The organism is Pseudomonas asuensis, from assembly GCF_014646755.1.
Taxonomy (GTDB): Bacteria; Pseudomonadota; Gammaproteobacteria; order Pseudomonadales; family Pseudomonadaceae; genus Chryseomonas; species Chryseomonas asuensis.
On sequence record NZ_BMNW01000001.1, the window covers coordinates 840100 to 852554 of the forward strand.

14 protein-coding genes are annotated in these 12455 nt (G+C 53.0%); 10 read left to right on the top strand and 4 right to left on the bottom strand.

The annotated features are described in order from the left end of the window. Positions 1-36: 36 nt before the first annotated feature. The 4 genes from IEX86_RS03855 to IEX86_RS03870 all read left to right on the top strand — a co-directional run bounded on the left by IEX86_RS03855 (position 37) and on the right by IEX86_RS03870 (position 3291). Positions 37-744, top strand: a complete 708-nt coding sequence (locus tag IEX86_RS03855) for an ABC transporter ATP-binding protein (protein ID WP_188864790.1) — start codon at positions 37-39, stop codon at positions 742-744. Position 745: 1 nt separating this feature from the next. Next, positions 746-2008, top strand: a complete 1263-nt coding sequence (locus IEX86_RS03860; protein WP_188864720.1) for an ABC transporter permease — start codon at positions 746-748, stop codon at positions 2006-2008. Between the two features lie 20 nt (positions 2009-2028). Next, the gene (locus IEX86_RS03865; protein ID WP_373290383.1) at positions 2029-2517 is read left to right on the top strand and encodes a DUF3299 domain-containing protein; all 489 of its coding nucleotides are present in this window, start codon (positions 2029-2031) and stop codon (positions 2515-2517) included. Between the two features lie 90 nt (positions 2518-2607). Continuing rightward, positions 2608-3291 (top strand): OmpW/AlkL family protein, encoded by a 684-nt coding sequence (locus IEX86_RS03870; RefSeq protein WP_188864722.1) that lies wholly within the window; start codon positions 2608-2610, stop codon positions 3289-3291. Positions 3292-3341: 50 nt separating this feature from the next. On the opposite strand, the gene IEX86_RS03875 is transcribed toward IEX86_RS03870, so the two are convergent. From IEX86_RS03875 to IEX86_RS03885, 3 genes are read right to left on the bottom strand one after another with little or no spacing between them, the layout of a single operon-like run. Beyond that, positions 3342-3656: an RnfH family protein gene (locus IEX86_RS03875; protein WP_188864723.1), complete on the bottom strand. Its 315-nt coding sequence runs from the start codon at positions 3654-3656 to the stop codon at positions 3342-3344. Next, on the bottom strand, positions 3649-4083 hold the full coding sequence (locus IEX86_RS03880) for a type II toxin-antitoxin system RatA family toxin (protein ID WP_188864724.1): 435 nt from the start codon (positions 4081-4083) through the stop codon (positions 3649-3651). Before IEX86_RS03880 ends, IEX86_RS03875 begins: the two co-directional genes overlap by 8 nt. A gap of 7 nt (positions 4084-4090) precedes the next feature. Next, positions 4091-5491, bottom strand: coding sequence for a sodium-dependent transporter (locus IEX86_RS03885; protein WP_188864725.1), 1401 nt, complete (start codon positions 5489-5491; stop codon positions 4091-4093). Positions 5492-5593: 102 nt separating this feature from the next. Between IEX86_RS03885 and smpB the strand changes: the two genes are divergently transcribed. Then, positions 5594-6070: an SsrA-binding protein SmpB gene (gene smpB, locus IEX86_RS03890; RefSeq protein ID WP_188864726.1), complete on the top strand. Its 477-nt coding sequence runs from the start codon at positions 5594-5596 to the stop codon at positions 6068-6070. A 22-nt stretch (positions 6071-6092) separates the two neighbouring features. Here the strand turns inward: smpB and IEX86_RS03895 are convergent, their stop codons facing one another. Next, positions 6093-6878, bottom strand: a complete 786-nt coding sequence (locus IEX86_RS03895) for a GntR family transcriptional regulator (RefSeq protein ID WP_188864727.1) — start codon at positions 6876-6878, stop codon at positions 6093-6095. Positions 6879-7106: 228 nt separating this feature from the next. Here IEX86_RS03895 and IEX86_RS03900 point away from each other — a divergent pair, with 228 nt between their 5' ends. The 5 genes from IEX86_RS03900 to IEX86_RS03920 all read left to right on the top strand — a co-directional run bounded on the left by IEX86_RS03900 (position 7107) and on the right by IEX86_RS03920 (position 12336). Continuing rightward, the gene (locus IEX86_RS03900; RefSeq protein ID WP_188864728.1) at positions 7107-8807 is read left to right on the top strand and encodes a lactate permease LctP family transporter; all 1701 of its coding nucleotides are present in this window, start codon (positions 7107-7109) and stop codon (positions 8805-8807) included. Between the two features lie 103 nt (positions 8808-8910). Continuing rightward, positions 8911-9735 carry a (Fe-S)-binding protein gene (locus IEX86_RS03905; RefSeq protein ID WP_188864729.1) on the top strand — a complete coding sequence of 275 codons (825 nt, stop codon included), beginning with the start codon at positions 8911-8913 and terminating at the stop codon, positions 9733-9735. Then, entirely contained in the window at positions 9732-11186 is a 1455-nt protein-coding gene (locus IEX86_RS03910; RefSeq protein ID WP_188864730.1) for a LutB/LldF family L-lactate oxidation iron-sulfur protein, read from the top strand. Before IEX86_RS03905 ends, IEX86_RS03910 begins: the two co-directional genes overlap by 4 nt. Next, on the top strand, positions 11183-11854 hold the full coding sequence (locus tag IEX86_RS03915; RefSeq protein WP_188864731.1) for a LutC/YkgG family protein: 672 nt from the start codon (positions 11183-11185) through the stop codon (positions 11852-11854). The genes IEX86_RS03910 and IEX86_RS03915 overlap by 4 nt, the downstream gene beginning before the upstream one ends. Positions 11855-12042: 188 nt before the next feature. Next, a complete protein-coding gene (locus IEX86_RS03920) occupies positions 12043-12336 on the top strand; it encodes a PA2433 domain-containing protein (RefSeq protein WP_188864732.1) in 294 nt (97 codons plus the stop codon). Positions 12337-12455: the final 119 nt, after the last annotated feature.

Sequence of the window (12455 nt, forward strand, 5' to 3'; positions counted from 1 at the left end):
TCTTTGGCTACCTGTTCTTCTTATGCCAAGGCCACCATGAGCGTATTGATCGAACTCAACGACCTGGGCTTCGCCTGGCCCGGTCAACCGGAGCTACTGGACATTCCACACTTTCAGCTACAGCGCGGAGAGACCTTGTTTCTAAAGGGTCCTTCCGGTAGCGGCAAGACAACACTGCTGGGTCTGCTCGGCGGCGTAAACAAGCCAAGCCGTGGTATGGTCAGACTGCTGGAGCAGGATCTTACAACCCTGTCGGCAGCGCGCCGTGATCACTTCCGTGTAGACCACACAGGCTATATTTTTCAGCAGTTCAACCTTCTGCCCTTTTTATCCGTTCAGGAAAATGTCGAACTGCCCTGTCACTTCTCGGCTCTGCGCTCACAGCGTGCCAAGGAGCGCCACGGCAGTCAGGCAGAAGCAGCGCGCGCCTTGCTTTCTGCGCTGGGCCTGGGCGAGCGTGCTTTAGGGGAGCGCCGCGCAGGCGTCCTGTCCATTGGGCAACAGCAGCGTGTAGCCGCCGCGCGCGCATTGATAGGCCAGCCCGAGCTTGTCATTGCTGATGAACCCACTTCTGCACTCGATGCCGATACACGCGAAGCCTTCTTGAATCTTTTGTTTGCCGAATGCCGCGCCGCTGGCTCAAGCCTTCTCTTTGTCAGTCATGACCAAGGCCTGGCTTCGCTTTTTGACCGTAGCCTATCCCTGCTTGAACTCAACCGCGCCGCGCGCCCGGCAGAGGTGTGAGATGTACTTGTTTCGACTGGCCCTTGCCAGCCTTTCCAATCGCCGCTTTACTGCCTTTCTAACCGTTTTAGCCATTGCCTTATCGGCCTGCCTTCTACTGGCAGTCGAGCGCGTTAGAACCGAAGCCAAAGCCAGCTTTGCCAGTACCATTTCCGGAACAGACCTTGTTGTCGGGGCACGCTCTGGCTCGGTCAACCTGCTCTTGTATTCGGTGTTTCGCATTGGCAATGCCACCAACAATATCCGCTGGGACAGCTATACCCAGCTTGCCGAGAACCCTAAGGTCAAATGGGCCATTCCGCTTTCGCTGGGCGACTCTCATCGTGGCTATCGCGTGCTAGGTACCAATCAGGCCTATTTCGAGCATTATCACTACGGTCGCAATCAGGCGTTAAAGCTGAGCGAGGGCAAGCCTTTCGAGGATATCTATGATGTGGTGCTTGGTGCCGAGGTAGCAGAGGCCCTACATTACAAACTGGGTGACCATATCGTCCTGGCCCACGGCGTCAGCACTATCAGCCTAGTCGAGCATGGCGACAAACCTTTTACCGTAGTTGGCATACTTGCGCGAACAGGTACGCCTGTAGACCGAACGCTGCATATTTCCCTTGAGGGCATGGAAGCTCTGCATGTGGACTGGCAGAACGGTGCGCCAGCCCGGGGCGAAGGCAAGATCAGCGCAGAGCAGGCCCGTCAGCTGGATTTGACACCCAAGGCGATTACCGCCGTGCTGCTCGGCCTCAACAGCAAAGTTGCCACCTTCGGGCTTCAGCGTGCCATCAATGAATATCGTGGAGAGCCGCTGATGGCAATCTTGCCGGGCGTAGCTCTTCAAGAACTCTGGAGCCTGATGGGCACCGCTGAGCAAGCGCTATTTATCGTATCACTGTTTGTTGTTCTCACCGGTCTGATCGGTATGCTGACTGCTATTCTGACCAGCCTTAACGAACGGCGCCGGGAGATGGCCATTCTGCGTTCGGTAGGTGCCCGCCCATGGCATATCTTCAGCTTGCTGGTAGCAGAGGCGTTTGCGCTGGCATTGGCAGGCGTGGTGTCCGGGCTTGCACTTCTCTATGTGGCTATTGCTATCGCACAAGCCCCCGTACAAGCTTACTATGGCCTGTATCTGCCTCTGGAATGGCCGTCCCGTTATGAGTGGACGTTACTTGGCGGCATCCTGATCGCCGCGCTGCTGATGGGCTGTGTTCCTGCTTGGCGCGCTTACCGTCAATCCCTGGCTGACGGCCTGTCCGTTCGCCTGTAATGTTAAAGACCGGAGGGTCCATGTATCGAGTGCTGCTGGTGCTTGCCTTGTTGTTTACTTCACCAATCTGGGCAGCGCCTCGCACGCTTTCATGGGGAGAGTTGATCCCGGAAGGCGCACCACCTCCTCCACCACCGATTCCCCTGCATCAGGGCTCACTGGATGAGAGCGGGCCAGCTGCTTTGCAGCAGTCACCCAATGCACCTGTGGTAAAAGCCCTGGAAGGGCAGGAAATCAAACTACCCGGCTACATCGTGCCGATCATGGTGTCTGAAAAAGGCGAGGTTACCGAGTTTCTGCTCGTACCGTATTACGGAGCCTGTATCCACGTACCTCCGCCACCGTCCAACCAGATTGTCTATGTCAAAGGGGCTAAAGGCGTCGAGTTGGCTCAACTGCATCTTCCCTACTGGGTGGAAGGGACTCTACATGTCGACTCGGCCAGTACGGACATGGCCGAGGTGGGCTATCAGATGCAAGCCTCTCAGGTGACACATTATTCGCTGTAATCAGCGTTTCATTGAGCCAAGTCAACATATGATGCACTTCTCATCCTTAACATGTCGTTAGCTAACTAAACACATGCTTTGGAGTGCACCATGCGTAAGCTGCCCCTAACTGCCGCCCTGCTGGCCCTCACCGCTGTCTCGCCTGTTGCTTTTGCCCACCAGGCTGGCGACATCATCATCCGTGCCGGCGCGGCCACAGTGGATCCACATGAAGACAGCGGCAATATTTCGGCCGCTGCAGCAGGTGGCAAGGTCGCGGGTACCAAGGCAACAGTGGATTCCGACACCCAGCTTGGCTTGGCGGCAGCCTATATGATCACCGACCATGTAGGTATTGAGCTGCTGGCCGCTACCCCGTTCAACCACCGGATCGGCGTAAAAGGTTTAGGTGCGCTGGATGGCAAACTGGCAGACGTCAAGCAGCTGCCGCCAACCCTGTCACTTCAGTATTATCCGCTCAATCCTCAGTCGCGCCTTCAGCCGTATGTAGGTGCAGGTATCAACTACACTCTTTTCTTCGACGAGGATCTGACCAGTAGCCGCAAATCTGCAGCAGGCGGTGGTTTCAGCAATCTGAGCCTGGATAACTCCTGGGGTTATGCGTTACAGGCAGGTGTGGATTATCAGCTGACCGACCACCTACTTTTCAACGCAGCCGTCTGGTATGCCGATATTGACACAAAGGCAACTGCCGACTCGGCCTTAGGCCGTGTCAAGGTTGATGTCGACATCGATCCGTGGGTCTACATGGTTGGTCTAGGCTATAAGTTTTAATTAACACCTACAAAAAAGGCCTTCATTTGAGGGCCTTCTTTGTAGCTATGCTAACCCGCCGCGCCATCCTTTCTGGCTTTTGCCAACTCAGCGCGCCGCTTGCGGGCTTCCTTAGGATCAGCGATTAACGGTCGATAAAGCTCGACTCGGTCTCCTGACTCCAAAACTCGAACATCCGGATCAGGGACAATCCTTCCAAATAGCCCGATAGCCAATGTATCAACAGGCACTTCAGGAAAGCGCTCGGCCATACCAGACAGTTTCACAGCGTGACGTACAGTGGTGCCCATTGGGACTTCCAGTGCAATCAGCGCCTGATCACTTGGCAAGGCCAGGGCAACTTCGATCTTTATCAGCTCAGCCATACAGCTGCTTGGCCCGCTGGCAGAACGCATCAACCATGGTATTTGCGGCCTGATTGAATAAAGGCCCCAAGGTTGCCCGAATCAGGGCTCCCTGATACTCGAACGATAAATCAAGCGAAATCTTGCAGGCCTTTTCACCCAGCGCCTTGAACTGCCAAACGCCATGCAACTGGCTAAAAGGTCCTTTTTCCAGATCCATAATGATGCATTGATCAGGCGTCAAAGTGTTACGCGTCGTAAACTGCTGACTTAGCCCACCCTTGGCGACCGTCAATCCTGCACGCATTTCATTTTCGCCCTGCTCTAGGATCTGGGCAGACGAGCACCAAGGCAGAAACTCAGGATAACGCTCCACATCATTCACCAGCGCATAAAGCGCCGATGCAGGGTAAGGCAGTAAAGCCGAGCGTTGTATATGCGTAGTCATTGGTACCTCAATTCCAAAACTGTGCGGCAAACACGATGAGAATGCCTAACGGGGCAACGTAGCGCATCAGGAAAAGCGTCAGAGCAAATAATGTCGGGCTGCGCACCGATAATTCGTCTCGAACCTGCTCACGTCCCATTACCCACGCTGCAAACACTACAAAGAAGAGACCGCCAAGTGGCAACATGATTCGCGAGGTTAGAAAGTCGATGACCCCAAAGAAGTTCAGACCGCTTTCAGCGCCCCATTGATACCAATGAAAGTGCCCTCCCTCGTTTACGAAAAACTTGGCCTGCTCCCATAGATTGAACGATAGCACTGTGCCCAGCCCAACCGACCAGCATATAAAGGCCAGAATAACCGTTATCCAGACTCGGCTTAACCGGGTCCGCTCAATCAGGTAAGCAACCATAGGTTCCAATAGAGAAATCGCAGAGGTCCAGGCCGCAATTGCTACCAGCACAAAGAATACCAGGCCAACGATTTGTCCCATTGTCACGCTGCCAAAGGCCAACGGCAGCGTCACGAACATCAACCCCGGACCTTCGCCGGGGTTCAGGCCTGCTGCAAAGACAATTGGAAACAGTGCGACACCTGCCAGGAGCGAAACAAACGTATCCAGCAAGGCAACTGCAACAATGGTTTTACCTAGAGAAGCGCTCTTGGGCATATAAGCACCGTAGATCATAAGCGACCCGACACCCACGCTCAGCGAAAAGAACGCATGCCCCATTGCAGGCAGCAAGCCTTCCATGAGCCGCGAGGTATCGAAGTGGAACATGAAGTGTAGCCCTTCCACAAAATGGCCCGTCGTCATGCTATAGCCCAGCAGGAGCAGCAACAGCACAAACAACAGCGGCATCAGGATACGTAAGGCTTTCTCCAGGCCATTCACCACACCCTTGGCAATCACCCAGGCCGACAACACCATGAACAAGGTGTGCCACAACGTCATTCGCCAAGGGTCAGATGTCAGCGTGCCAAACAGCGCACCGGCTTTAGCACCATCGACACCTTGAAAATCACCACGGCCGACACCAAGAATATAGTCAAGCGACCAACCACCGACGACGCTGTAGAACGAAAGGATCAGCAAGGCATTGACCATACCGGCCAGCGCCGCCCAAGACCATCGTGGAGATCGAGCAGCTGCTATCGCCAGATCACGCATGGCATTAGCTGGACTTTGCCGGGCACGCCGTCCAATCAGCGTTTCCGCCAACATGACAGGCAAGCCAATCAAGGCGATGCAGACAAGGAACATGATGACAAATGCACCGCCCCCATAAACCCCTGTCATATAAGGGAACTTCCAGATGCTCCCCAGGCCTACAGCGGAGCCGGTCGCGGCTAATATAAATACCCAGCGGCTAGCCCACCCGCCATGCGAAACCTGATCATTTGCCATTGAAGTTATCGGTACCCAAAAAAGTTGGCTATTGTCCGACTTTAACCGCTCCCTCTCAAGCACATGGCGATTGCCCTACTGACTCCCCTATAATGCGCGTCTATGGCCAAACAAAAGAAAATCTCTTCCGGAACCATCGTGCAGAACAAAAAAGCTCTGCATGATTACTTTATCGAAACCCGCTTCGAGGCAGGTCTAGCCCTGTCCGGCTGGGAAGTCAAAAGCCTGCGTGCTGGCAAGGCGCAACTGACAGACAGTTACGTTCTGCTCAAGGATGGCGAGGCCTGGCTGCTTGGTAGCCACATCACCCCCTTGCAGACAGCCAGCACTCATGTCATTGCCGACCCCCAGCGCACCCGTAAATTGCTCCTGCACAAACGGGAGCTAGGCAAGCTATTTGGTGCGGTACAACAGAAAGGCTTCGCCTGTGTTGCACTCTCCATTTACTGGAAAAAACACCTGATCAAGTGCGAAATCGCATTAGCGAAAGGTAAAAAAGAATTCGACAAGCGCGCGACAGAGAAAGAGCGCGACTCGAATCGAGAGATCCAGCGCGCCATGTACAAGGATCAGAAATAATAGGGGGCGCTCCGAGCGCCCTTTATACTTTTGAAAAGCCTTCCGTCTGCTGTCGGCGCTGTGATCGTGCAATGCGTTGCGCTTCTTCCTGTGCCTCCTCCAGTACTTCTTGCACATAATGAATGTGCCGGCTGGAAATCTCGCGGGCATCGTCAGCACGCCGATCAATAATGGCTTGATATAAATCATGGTGCTGCTGCATCAACATGTCTCGTGTCTCGCTACGCTGTGCGTACATACCGCCAATATTGGTGACTACGTTGCGCTTGAGCAAATCGAATAGACCACGAATGGTATGCAGCAAAATAGCGTTGTGGCTGGCTTCAGCAATGGCCAGATGAAAACTAGCATCTGCGGCGCCCTCTTCCGAACGCGAGATTGTTTCAGGCCGGGCGTAGCAATCCTGCAATACCCTGAAAGCTTCAGTCAGACGCTGGTGGTCAAGCTCGGTCCCTCGCAGCGCTGCGTAATAAGCACACGAGCCCTCTAGCATATGACGGAACTCCAGCAAGTCGTGTCGCGTTTCCTCACGGCTTTCAAGCAGCTGAAGCAAAGGGTCGCTAAACGTGGAACCGAAAGAAGCGGCAACGTAAGTACCGCCCCCCTGGCGACTGATTAATACACCTCGAGCAACCAGCTTCTGAATTGCTTCACGCAGCGAAGGGCGCGAAACACCAAAACGCTCTGCCAGCACTCGCTCGGCCGGTAACCGCTCACCTGCTTTCAACGAGCCCTCAACAAGCATCGCCTCAATATGCTCAACGATGCCATCCGACAAACGACGCTGCTGTACCTGATCGAACCCCATCTCCATCCTCTAATGTGCCTGCCAGAGCGGCGGGCTTGATTCTGAGCCAAAGGGCTTTTACGCATCCAGACTAAAGTCTTAAAAACCAAGGTTTGACAGACTTGCCAGGCAACTTTTAACCTCAATCGTCAGCCATTGTAAATTGGTATGACCAATTTTGACATTAAGAGACCGATACGCTTATCGGAAGCACTGCCCCCTACACAAAAACAATCAAGGGAGCTCTACATGGAAACCTGGCAACAGCTGTACACACCGCTTGGCAGTTTAGGCCTGTCTGCAACAGCGGCACTTGTTCCTATCGTGTTTTTCTTTCTCGCGTTGGCTGTCTTTCGCATGAAAGGCCACCTTGCCGGAACTATTACCCTGGCATTGTCGCTTGCTATTGCCATAACGATTTACAAGATGCCTATTGCAAAGGCGCTGGCAGCCGCCGGCTATGGTTTTCTATATGGGCTGTGGCCAATCGCCTGGATCATTGTTGCGGCAGTGTTTCTCTACAAGCTCACGGTAAAGAGCGGCCAGTTCGATGTTATTCGCAGCTCAGTCCTCTCCATCACTGATGACCAGCGCTTGCAGGTGCTTCTTATTGGATTCTGCTTTGGTGCGTTTCTTGAGGGTGCTGCAGGCTTCGGCGCGCCTGTCGCCATTACTGCAGCCTTATTAGTAGGCCTGGGCCATAATCCACTTAAAGCTGCCGGGCTTTGCCTGATCGCCAATACCGCCCCGGTTGCATTCGGCGCGCTGGGTATCCCAACCATCGTAGCGGGGCAAGTTACGGGTATCGACGCCTTCAAACTGGGCGCTATGACCGGACGTCAGCTTCCTCTGCTTTCCCTGCTGGTGCCCTTTTGGCTAATGGCCATGATGGACGGTATGCGCGGCCTACGCGAAACCTGGCAGGCTGCCCTTGTCTGCGGCAGCAGTTTTGCCGTTTCCCAATATTTCACGTCGAACTACATTGGTCCCGAGCTACCAGACATTACCTCAGCGTTGTTTAGTATGGTCTCGTTGACCGCCTACCTGAAACTGCGCCAAGGCCGTCACGCCGTTGCTCATGATGTAGTCGGCGTTAGTGCAGGCGGAGCAGCAACCTTAGGCGGAGGGCCTGGCTTTGGCCGAGCCCCACATAGTCGTACGCCCTCGCCTTATACATTGGGGCAGATCATTAAGGCTTGGTCGCCCTTCCTGATCCTAACCGCCCTGGTTACCGTCTGGACACTTAAGTCTTTCAAGGCCATGTTTGCAACGGGCGGCTCCTTGTACAACCTAGTCATTAACATTCCAGTACCTTTCCTGGATAAATTGGTTCTTAAAAGCGCACCGATTGCAGCAGACCCCACTCCTATAGCGGCTGTTTTTAAATTCGATCCTCTTTCCGCCACGGGTACAGCAATCCTGATTTCAGCACTTGTTTCCATGGCGATCCTAAAGATCAAGCCCGATATAGCACTGTCAACATTCAAGGAAACCTTGGTGGAATTGCGGTGGCCAATTCTGTCGATTGGCATGGTGCTGGCTTTCGCATTCGTAACCAATTACTCCGGCATGTCGACGACACTAGCACTGGTGCTGGCAGGAACAGGCGCTCTGTTCCCCTTCTTCTCACCATTTCTTGGCTGGCTCGGCGTCTTCCTGACAGGATCAGACACCTCCTCAAATGCACTCTTCGGCTCCTTGCAAGCCACGACCGCCCATCAGATTGGGGTGTCAGACGTCCTGCTGGTTGCAGCCAATAGCAGCGGTGGAGTAACAGGCAAAATGATTTCGCCTCAATCAATTGCTGTTGCATGCGCGGCCACTGGCATGGTCGGGAAAGAATCCGACCTATTCCGTTTCACCCTAAAACACAGTCTGATTTTTGCCACCCTCGTAGGCCTAATTACATTAGTCCAAGCTTATGTCCTAACCGGCATGATCGTTCACTGATGGATAGAGATCGCAGCTAGAACACCAGTGCCGGGCCTGCTCCGGCATTGCCATAACCCCCATCCGACAGGATGGATAACCGGGCAAACCCGGAGAAGCCTGAATGAGTGAGCTTTTTTATAACGCAGCGCCTAATGCAACTCGCATTGCGGCACCGATTCCCACTCAACGGGAATACCCTGATCAAAAGCCACAGCATGTTTATTTGTTCGGTACTTGTGTCGTTGATCTGTTTTATCCAGAAGCAGGCATGGATAGTATTCGCTTGCTAGAGCGTGAAGGCATTACTGTTCACTTCCCTCAAGGGCAAAGTTGTTGCGGGCAACCTGCCTATACGTCTGGCTACACCGATGAGGCACGCGAAGTAGCGCGTGCTCAACTGGCACTGTTCCGTCAAGACTGGCCACTGGTTGTCGTCTCAGGTTCATGCGCAGGCATGATCCGCCATCACTACTCGGAATTATTCAAAAATGAGCCTGCTACGCTTCTCCAAATAGAGGCTCTTGCCGCTCGAACCTATGAACTAGCCGAGTTCCTGCTAAACGTTTGTAAAGTCGGCCTAAAGGACCGCGGCGCCCCTACTAAGGTCGCGCTGCATACCTCCTGCAGTGCGCGCCGAGAAATGAACACACACCTTCATGGCAGAGCCCTGCTCGCTCAATTGGAAGCGGTTCAACGGGTAGATCATGACCATGAGAGCGAGTGCTGCGGCTTTGGTGGCACGTTTTCGGTCCGTATGCCAGATATTTCCGGCGCAATGGTGGCCGACAAGACACGCGCCCTTCAAGAGTCTGGGGCAGCTCAAGTCGTTACAGCCGACTGCGGCTGCCTAATGAATATCAATGGCGCGCTGGAAAAGCAAAACGCTACGCTGCGTGGCCAGCACCTTGCCAGTTTTATCTGGCAGCGAACCGGAGACAGAACATGACACAGATGACCCGGATTCCCGTCTTGGAGCTTCCTACGCCGTCATTCAAAACACGAGCTCGGCAAGCACTCAATGATGAACAACTACGCCGTAATTTCCGCGTTGCCATGGATTCACTGATGACCAAACGCTTGGCCATCATGAGCGATCCAGATGAGCGTGAGCGACTACGCGAAATGGGCAATCACATTCGTGCACGAGCTCTATCCAAACTGCCTGACCTTCTCGAAAAGCTGGAAGCCAACCTGACACGCAATGGCATTCAGGTTCATTGGGCCGAAACAGTGGACGAAGCCAATGCAATCGTTCAATCGATTGCCGAAGCGCACAAGGCTAAACATCTGATCAAGGGAAAATCCATGGTCAGTGAAGAGATGAACATGAACCATGTGCTAGAGAAGCAAGGTATTGAATGTCTTGAATCAGACATGGGTGAATACATTATTCAACTGGCTGGTCAGAAGCCTTCACATATCATCATGCCGGCTATTCATATGAATGCCGCCCAAGTGGCCTCGCTATTCAGCGACACATTGGGTACGGAATACACCACGGATGTCGATGAGCTGATTCAAACTGGCCGCCATGTATTACGGCAAAAATTTTTCGAGGCAGATATCGGTATTTCAGGTGTTAACTTTGCGGTCGCAGAAACAGGCACGCTGCTGCTTGTAGAAAACGAAGGGAACGGTCGTATGTCTACAAGCGTTCCGCCAGTACATATTGCGGTTACTGGCATAGAGAAAGTTGTAGAAAATTTGCGCGATGTAGTGCCTCTGTTATCACTCTTGACACGCTCAGCATTGGGCCAGCCGATAACCACCTATGTGAACATGATTTCCAGCCCCCGCAAATCACATGAGCTGGATGGTCCTCAGGAAGTACATCTCGTGCTTTTGGATAATGGACGCAGCCAGGCCTTTGCCGATGGTGAGTTAAGGCAGACCCTAAACTGCATTCGATGCGGCGCCTGTATGAATCACTGTCCGGTCTATACTCGCATTGGGGGGCATGCCTACGGCACGGTATATCCTGGTCCTATTGGAAAGATCATATCGCCACACTTGCTTGGGCTTGAAAACACTCCAGACCATCCGAGCGCTTCATCGCTATGCGGTGCCTGCGGGGAAGTTTGCCCCGTCAAGATACCGATCCCATCGGTGTTGCGTAGGTTACGAGAAGAAAATGTCAAACCACCTGAAGCCACGCCACATCTCCTACGTGGCCAGGGCAGTAAATATTCTTCACGTGAAAGGCTGGCTTGGAAAAGTTGGCGCAAACTGTACACCTCCCCAACGCTATACAAGTCGTTCACCTACATTGCCACGCGTCTTCGCAACGTTACACCCAGAAATGTAGGCCCCTGGAGCAAGCATCATGCAGCCCCAAAGCCTGCATCGCGATCACTTCATGAATTAGCCCGTGAGCATCTAGGGGAGGACAAGGCATGAATGCTCGTAACAACATCTTAGATAAGCTTCGGAAAAGCGTAGCTGGCTCTACGCCTATAAACGATAACTACGACATATCACTGGTAACCAAACCATGGAGCTACGCGCCGGAAGAGCGCATTAATCGATTACGGACACTCATGGAAGCGGTTCACACCGAAATACACATCACTACTCAGAAGAATTGGCCTCCGCTGGTTGAGCAGCTCCTTCACGACAAACAAATTCCTAGCCTGCTTATAGCGCCTAATACACCCCATGGCAGACAGCTTGAAGCTTACTGGAACGGCAAAGCCGAGCTTCCTTCTCTTAAGGCCTATGACCGCCCTATAGAGCAATGGAAGGCTGATCTATTTAACGAAACCCCAGCCAGCTTGACAGGAACATTAGGTGCTATCACGGCGACAGGCAGCTTGGTGCTCTGGCCTGACCAACACGAGCCTCGTCTGATGAGCCTGGTGCCGCCTCTTCATATAGCTCTACTTCACGCCAGCAAGATCGAAGACAACTTTTATACCTTCCATGAAAAGTACAAATGGCGAGAAGGCATGCCTACTAATGCGCTGCTCATTTCAGGACCATCTAAGACGGCTGATATAGAGCAGGTACTAGCATATGGAGCACATGGCCCTAAAGATCTGGTCGTTCTAATAATTAAAGATGCTTAAATTCATAAGCAGTTGAAGAAGACTTCTATGCATATGTTTGATGCATTTCTTTAAAAGATAAATGAAACCGTAAGCGACTGGTAGCAGTCCACTCGTATGAGGCTGGTTAGCCCTGTAATGGAGCCAGCAAAGTCTTTTTGATTTAGCTTGGAAACTTGCTTACGTCATTCATGCTCAAGGAGATGTCTATGAAACGCACCGTCTTAGCCGCCGCTGTAACTGCAATAATGGCTTCCCCAGTGTTTGCTGAAGATCTTTGCGCTATTCAGCTGCAAAAAATTGATGATTCCATGAAGACTACACCTTCAATGGCTACAGCTACTGCAACAGACTCCAATGTCCAGGTGCAACGTATCAAGGAGCTTCATGAGGAAGCCGTGAAGCATCAACAGGTAGGTGATACCAAGAAGTGCATCGCCTCGGCTAACCAGGCACTGTCTCTAATCCGCAAGCCAGGCGGAGAGACTGGTGGCAGCAAATAAGCAGCTGCAGTCTGTTGGCAGAAGAAAGCACTTACCTGCGCCCCTTTTTGCGCCCAAAGCAAAACCCCCGGGCCGTTGGGCCTGGGGGTTTTGGGTATAGGTGCTTGACGATGAATGCA

Coding starts and splice junctions, on each gene's coding strand:
- IEX86_RS03880 (WP_188864724.1), bottom strand. CDS start 4,083: ATGACTACGCATATACAACGCTCGGCTTTACTGCCTTACCCTGCATCG.
- smpB (WP_188864726.1), top strand. CDS start 5,594: ATGGCCAAACAAAAGAAAATCTCTTCCGGAACCATCGTGCAGAACAAA.
- IEX86_RS03905 (WP_188864729.1), top strand. CDS start 8,911: ATGAGTGAGCTTTTTTATAACGCAGCGCCTAATGCAACTCGCATTGCG.
- IEX86_RS03855 (WP_188864790.1), top strand. CDS start 37: ATGAGCGTATTGATCGAACTCAACGACCTGGGCTTCGCCTGGCCCGGT.
- IEX86_RS03870 (WP_188864722.1), top strand. CDS start 2,608: ATGCGTAAGCTGCCCCTAACTGCCGCCCTGCTGGCCCTCACCGCTGTC.
- IEX86_RS03875 (WP_188864723.1), bottom strand. CDS start 3,656: ATGGCTGAGCTGATAAAGATCGAAGTTGCCCTGGCCTTGCCAAGTGAT.
- IEX86_RS03860 (WP_188864720.1), top strand. CDS start 746: ATGTACTTGTTTCGACTGGCCCTTGCCAGCCTTTCCAATCGCCGCTTT.
- IEX86_RS03885 (WP_188864725.1), bottom strand. CDS start 5,491: ATGGCAAATGATCAGGTTTCGCATGGCGGGTGGGCTAGCCGCTGGGTA.
- IEX86_RS03895 (WP_188864727.1), bottom strand. CDS start 6,878: ATGGGGTTCGATCAGGTACAGCAGCGTCGTTTGTCGGATGGCATCGTT.
- IEX86_RS03910 (WP_188864730.1), top strand. CDS start 9,732: ATGACACAGATGACCCGGATTCCCGTCTTGGAGCTTCCTACGCCGTCA.
- IEX86_RS03865 (WP_373290383.1), top strand. CDS start 2,029: ATGTATCGAGTGCTGCTGGTGCTTGCCTTGTTGTTTACTTCACCAATC.
- IEX86_RS03920 (WP_188864732.1), top strand. CDS start 12,043: ATGAAACGCACCGTCTTAGCCGCCGCTGTAACTGCAATAATGGCTTCC.
- IEX86_RS03900 (WP_188864728.1), top strand. CDS start 7,107: ATGGAAACCTGGCAACAGCTGTACACACCGCTTGGCAGTTTAGGCCTG.
- IEX86_RS03915 (WP_188864731.1), top strand. CDS start 11,183: ATGAATGCTCGTAACAACATCTTAGATAAGCTTCGGAAAAGCGTAGCT.